Here is a 5,665-nt window from a genome sequence, read left to right as displayed (position 1 = left end):
GTACCTACCAAGGTATCGGGATAGGCCCACTTCTCACCATTCACTTCACTGGACCAGACGCTCTGGCCCAGGTATTCCAGGTTTACCTGGTGGCAAATGCCGGTGCCCGGGGGCACCACGCGGAAGTTGTCGAATGCCTTCTGACCCCAGCGCAGGAACTCGTAGCGCTCGCCATTGCGCTGCATTTCCATTTCGACGTTCTCCTCGAACGCCTCCGGATCACCGAAGTTATCCACCATCACCGAATGGTCGATCACCAGGTCTACCGGCGACAGCGGATTGATGCGCTGCGGATCGCCGCCAGCGCGTGCCACCGCATCGCGCATCGCGGCCAGGTCGACCACCGCGGGCACACCGGTAAAATCCTGCATCAGCACCCGCGCAGGGCGATACTGGATCTCGCGATCGGAGCTGCGGTTTTTCAGCCAGTCAGCCACCGCATGAATATCATCGGGCGTCACGGTCACGCCATCCTCATGGCGCAGCAGGTTCTCCAGCAACACCTTCAACGACACCGGCAACCGGGTCAGATCCCCCAGCTGCTCCGCCGCCTTGGGCAGCGAATGATAATGGTAGGCGGTGTCGCCCACCTGAAGGGTATCGCGGGTATTCAGACTGTTACCCGAGCTCTTGGCTTCAGACATTACATGACCTCCGTTGAGCGCGCAGGCAGATCGCCTGCGGCTATTTTGCTATGCTCTCACCCTAGATGGCTGACGAACGGTACGCAAACGTTCTTAAAGAAAGCGTCGCCAGCGCCGATAGTTGTTCACTTGCTTTAAGCATAGCCAATATCCGCCCGCCCGGGGCCCCAGCTCGTTTCAGGACATTCCCAACCCATGCGCAATAACCAACCGATCACCCAGCGGGAAAAATCTTTCAGTGCCGACCATAAGCTGATCTCGACCACTGACCTCAAGGGCAAGATCACCTACTGCAACGGTGCCTTCGTCGCAGTCAGCGGTTTCGAGCATGCCGAGCTGATCGGCAGCCCGCACAATATGGTGCGTCATCCGGACACCCCGGCAGCCGTTTTCGCGCACATGTGGGCCGATCTGGCCGCTGGCAGGAGCTGGATGGGCATCGTCAAGAACCGCTGCAAGAATGGCGACCACTACTGGGTCAACGCCTTCGTCACCCCCATCTGGGAAAACGGCAAGGCGGTTGGCTACGAGTCCGTGCGGGTAAAGACCACGGCCAACCAGGTACAGCGCGCCGAAGCACTCTATCGCCGACTGAACAGCGGCAAGAGCGCCACCACCCAGGACTGGGGCGGTATTACTGCGGATGTGCTGCCGGTCGTCGCCATCGCCGGTGCCGCCGGAGCCGCAGGCCTGCTGTTCGGCAGCTGGGGTGTTATCACCGCTACCGTGCTCGCGGTACCCGCCGGCTTTGCCCTGCGCGCCTGGTATGACCAGCACCTGCAGCACATTCTCAAGGTTGCTGACAACAGCATTACCGATCCACTGCTGGCCACCATGTACACCCCGTATAAAGGCGTGCTCGGCCAGCTGGAGATGGCCCTGCACAGCCAACAGGCGCGCCTGCAGACCTGTCTGACCCGGGTTCTGGATAACGCCACGCATCTGGGTATCCAGGCGCGTGAAGCCAGCCAACTGGCACACAAGAGCCATGATGGCATCAACCAGCAACGCTCGGAAACCGACATGGTGGCCACCGCAATCAACGAGATGGCCTCAGCTACCCAGGAAGTATCCGGCAATGCCCAGCGCACCGCCGAGGCCACGCGTGATGCCAACCGCCTGGCGGTGCTCGGCAAATCGGTCGCCGCCAAGACCCGGGAAGCCATCGAGATACTCTCCGAGTCGGTCAGCTCCGCCGCCAGCGTTTCCGCGCAACTGGCCGACGACACCCAGGAGATCGGCAAGGTTGTAGACGTGATCAAGGGCATCGCCGACCAGACCAACCTGCTCGCGCTGAACGCCGCCATCGAAGCCGCACGGGCCGGTGAACAGGGGCGCGGTTTTGCTGTGGTCGCCGATGAAGTCCGCGCACTGGCCAGCCGCACCGCCGACTCCACCGAGCAGATCCACAAGCTGATCGAAAACCTGCAGACCGCAGCAAAACGCGCGGTCGACGCGATGCGCGCCGGCCATGAACAGGCCGATCACGGCGTGGCCCAGGTCATCGAGGCAGACGAAGCACTCGATGGCATCCGGGACGCCATCGAACGCATCAACGACATGACCGACCAGATCGCCAGCGCCGCGGAGGAACAAAGCGCGGTGGCCGAGGAGATCAACCGCAACGTCACCAACATCGCCAGACTGTCTGACAGCAACGCCACCCAGGCCGAGCGCAGCGCCAACCTGAGTAACGAGCTGAGCCACACTGCCGAAGGCCAGACCGCCCTGGTCGAGCGTTTCAGCAAGCGCTGAGCATTAATGGCACCGCCAGCGCTGCCATAAGCGCCCGGCGGTGATAAACTCCCTATATTGCATTCATATCAAGGGAAGACACCATGTGCGGAATCGTCGGCGCAATCGCTCAGCGCAATATCACCCCCATCCTGCTGGAAGGTCTGCGTCGGCTCGAATACCGCGGCTATGATTCTGCCGGGGTGGCGGTACTCACCGACGACGAGCACAACAATGCCGACGGTATCCTGCGGGTACGTGCGGTAGGCAAGGTGATCGAGCTGGAAAACGCCCTTGAGGCGACCCCTGCCGCCGGCCACCTGGGGATCGCCCACACCCGCTGGGCGACCCACGGCAAGCCCGCCGAACGCAACGCACATCCGCACATCTCCGGCAGCCTGGCGGTGGTGCACAATGGCATCATTGAAAACCATGGCCCGCTGCGCAAGAAGCTCATCGGACTCGGCTACGAATTTGTCTCGGAAACCGATACCGAAGTCGTAGCCCACCTGATCGCGCATTACTACGCTGAAAGCCAGGACCTGCTCGGCGCCTTCCGCACCGCCCTGAGTGAACTGCACGGCGCCTATGCGCTGGCGTTGATCCACCAGGACGAGCCGCACCAGCTGTATTGCGCCCGCATGGGCAGCCCACTGGTAATCGGCGAAGGCAGCGAAGAGCATTACATCGCGTCCGACCCCCTGGCGCTGCTGCAGGTCACCGACCGCTTCCGCTACCTGGAAGAAGGCGACCATGCCCGCCTGAACAACAACACCTGCGAAATTTGGGATCGCGACAACAAAAGCGTCAATCGCGAGCTAAAGCGTTATGAACACGCTGCCTTCAGCATGGAAAAAGGCGAATATCGCCATTACATGCTCAAGGAGATCTACGAGCAGCCCCAGGCCATCCGCGACACGCTGAGCGGAATCGTCGCCGACGACCACGTACTCACCGCCGTGCTCGGGCCAGATGCCGAAGAGCGGTTGGGGGATATCGAGAACATCCATATCGTCGCCTGCGGGACCAGCTATCACGCCGGCCTCGTCGCCCGTTACTGGATCGAGGGTCAGGCCGGCATGCCCTGCACCGTCGAGGTCGCCAGCGAATACCGTTACCGCACCGTCGTCGTGCCGAAAAACACACTGCTGATCACCATCTCCCAGTCCGGCGAAACCGCCGACACCCTGGCCGCACTGCGCTTCGCCAAGGACCAGGGCTATCTGGCCACACTCGCGATCTGCAACGTCGCCGGCAGCTCGCTGGTACGCGAAGCCGACTGGCGCCTGCTGACCCACGCTGGCCCAGAGATCGGCGTCGCCTCCACCAAGGCCTTCACCACCCAGCTGGTAGCCCTGTTGTGGCTCACCACCGCCCTGGCCCAGGTACGCGGCAAGAATGCAGACGTGATCGCCAATAACGTTAAGGCACTCAAGCAACTGCCCGAAATCATCGAGCAGGCACTAACCCTGGACACCCGCATAACCACCCTGGCTGAGCGCTTCGCCAGCAAGGATCATGCTCTTTTCCTCGGACGCGGCACGCATTATCCGATCGCAATGGAAGGCGCACTCAAACTCAAGGAAATCTCTTACATCCACGCCGAAGCCTACGCCGCTGGCGAACTCAAGCACGGCCCGCTCGCCCTGGTGGACGAAAACATGCCGGTGGTCAGCGTCGCACCCGGAGACAGCCTGCTGGAAAAGCTCAAGTCCAACCTGGAAGAAGTCCGCGCCCGCGGCGGCCAGCTGATTACCTTCGCCTGCGAAACCATCGACCAGAGCGAAGAAAGCAACCACGAAATCATCAGCCTGCCCTGGGTAGAAGACTGCATTTCACCGATCCTCTACACCATCCCGTTGCAGCTGCTCAGCTACCACGTGGCACTGGTCAAGGGCACGGACGTGGACAAGCCGCGGAACCTGGCGAAATCGGTGACCGTGGAGTGAGGCGGTAAGGTTCACACCAAACCCGCCCACATAAGGCTCAAACCCGTTTTTTCAAAACAAAAATGGATCCCCGCCTTCGCGAGGATGACGTTGGTCCCACACCCCGTCATTCCCGCACATTCCCGTCATTCCCACCCATCCCCGTCATTCCCATCCCACCCCTTCATTCCCGCCCTATCCACGTCATTCCCGCCCCACCCCGTCATTCCCGCGAAGGCGGGAATCCATTTTGACCTTGGTTTTGACCTTGGTTTTCGCCACCTCCCCCGATACCACGCATAATCTTTGCTAAGGTCACTAGATCAGCTCCATTACTAGGAGGCCGACGATGATGCAGGATCCCACAAGCCGCAGCCCCGGCAGCATCCCCGAAACCATGGCAGCGATGCTGCTTACCGGCCATGGCGGCGTCGACAAGCTGGTTTACCGGCAGGATATCCCCACGCCCAGGCCCGGTCCTGGTGAGGTGCTGGTGCGCATCACCGCCACGGCGAAGAACAACACCGACCGCAAGGCCCGCGAGGGGCTTTATCCGACAAAGCACAAGGGCGAGACCGTTTCCTTTCAGATCGGTGGCTCACCGACGCTGACCTTTCCGCGCATCCAGGGGGCGGACATAGCCGGGCGCGTCGTCGCGGTCGGGGATGGTGTGGATTCCAGCCGGATCGGTGAGCGCGGGCTGCTCGACTTCAACCTCTATCCCGACGACCGCCGCGATATCAACCTGATGCCCGACTACTACGGCCACGGCGCCGACGGCGGCTATGCCGAGTACATCGCCGTACCCTCCAACCAGTTTCATTACATCGACAACCCCGAACTGGATGACGCCGAGCTCGCCGCAATGGGCATGTGCTCCTACCAGACCGCCCTGCATATGCTTACCTCCGCCAACATACAGTCAGGCGAGCGAGTACTGGTCACAGGAGCCAGCGGCGGCGTAGGTACGGCGCTGATTCAGCTGTGCCGGATCATCGGCGCTGTGCCCTATGCATTGAGCCAGAAAGATAAAGCCGATGCATTGATCGAGCTGGGAGCCGAGGCGGTTCTCGACCGCTCCGACATGCACGACTTACCCACGCGGGTACGCGCGCTCACCGACGGCCAGCCCTTCGATGCGGTGATGGATCTGGTCGGAGGCGAGATGACCGACCGGTTCATCGAAAGCATGATTTTCGACATGAAGCAGCGCAGCAACTATCCGCGCCTGAGCATTGCCGGCGCCAGCGGTGGCAATGTCAGCGAGATCATGTGGACGCGTATCTACCTCTATCAGGTGCAGATCTTCGGCGTTTCCCACGGCACCCGCGAAGAAGCCGAACAGTTGATCGCCTGGAT

General features: G+C 61.4%; 4 protein-coding genes. 3 read left to right on the top strand and 1 reads right to left on the bottom strand.

The window, feature by feature from the left end:
* A partial coding sequence (locus ABYA88_RS15010; protein ID WP_373188199.1) for an aconitase family protein occupies nucleotides 1–644 on the bottom strand: 644 nt, incomplete at its 3' end.
* 195 nt (nucleotides 645–839) lie between these two features.
* On the opposite strand from ABYA88_RS15010, the gene ABYA88_RS15005 reads away from it, so the two are divergent.
* The 3 genes from ABYA88_RS15005 to ABYA88_RS14995 all read left to right on the top strand — a co-directional run.
* Nucleotides 840–2,399, top strand: coding sequence for a methyl-accepting chemotaxis protein (locus tag ABYA88_RS15005; RefSeq protein ID WP_373188198.1), 1,560 nt, complete (start codon nucleotides 840–842; stop codon nucleotides 2,397–2,399).
* Nucleotides 2,400–2,482: 83 nt separating this feature from the next.
* A complete protein-coding gene (gene glmS, locus ABYA88_RS15000) occupies nucleotides 2,483–4,327 on the top strand; it encodes a glutamine--fructose-6-phosphate transaminase (isomerizing) (protein WP_373188197.1) in 1,845 nt (614 codons plus the stop codon).
* A gap of 328 nt (nucleotides 4,328–4,655) precedes the next feature.
* Nucleotides 4,656–5,665 (top strand): zinc-binding dehydrogenase (locus ABYA88_RS14995; RefSeq protein ID WP_373188196.1); only part of this gene is annotated, 1,010 nt, incomplete at its 3' end.

The organism is Halopseudomonas sp., assembly GCF_041579695.1.
In the GTDB taxonomy this organism is placed as follows: domain Bacteria; phylum Pseudomonadota; class Gammaproteobacteria; order Pseudomonadales; family Pseudomonadaceae; genus Halopseudomonas.
The sequence above is the reverse complement of the archived record's forward strand: the minus strand, read 5'-3'. Positions and strand labels throughout refer to the sequence as shown.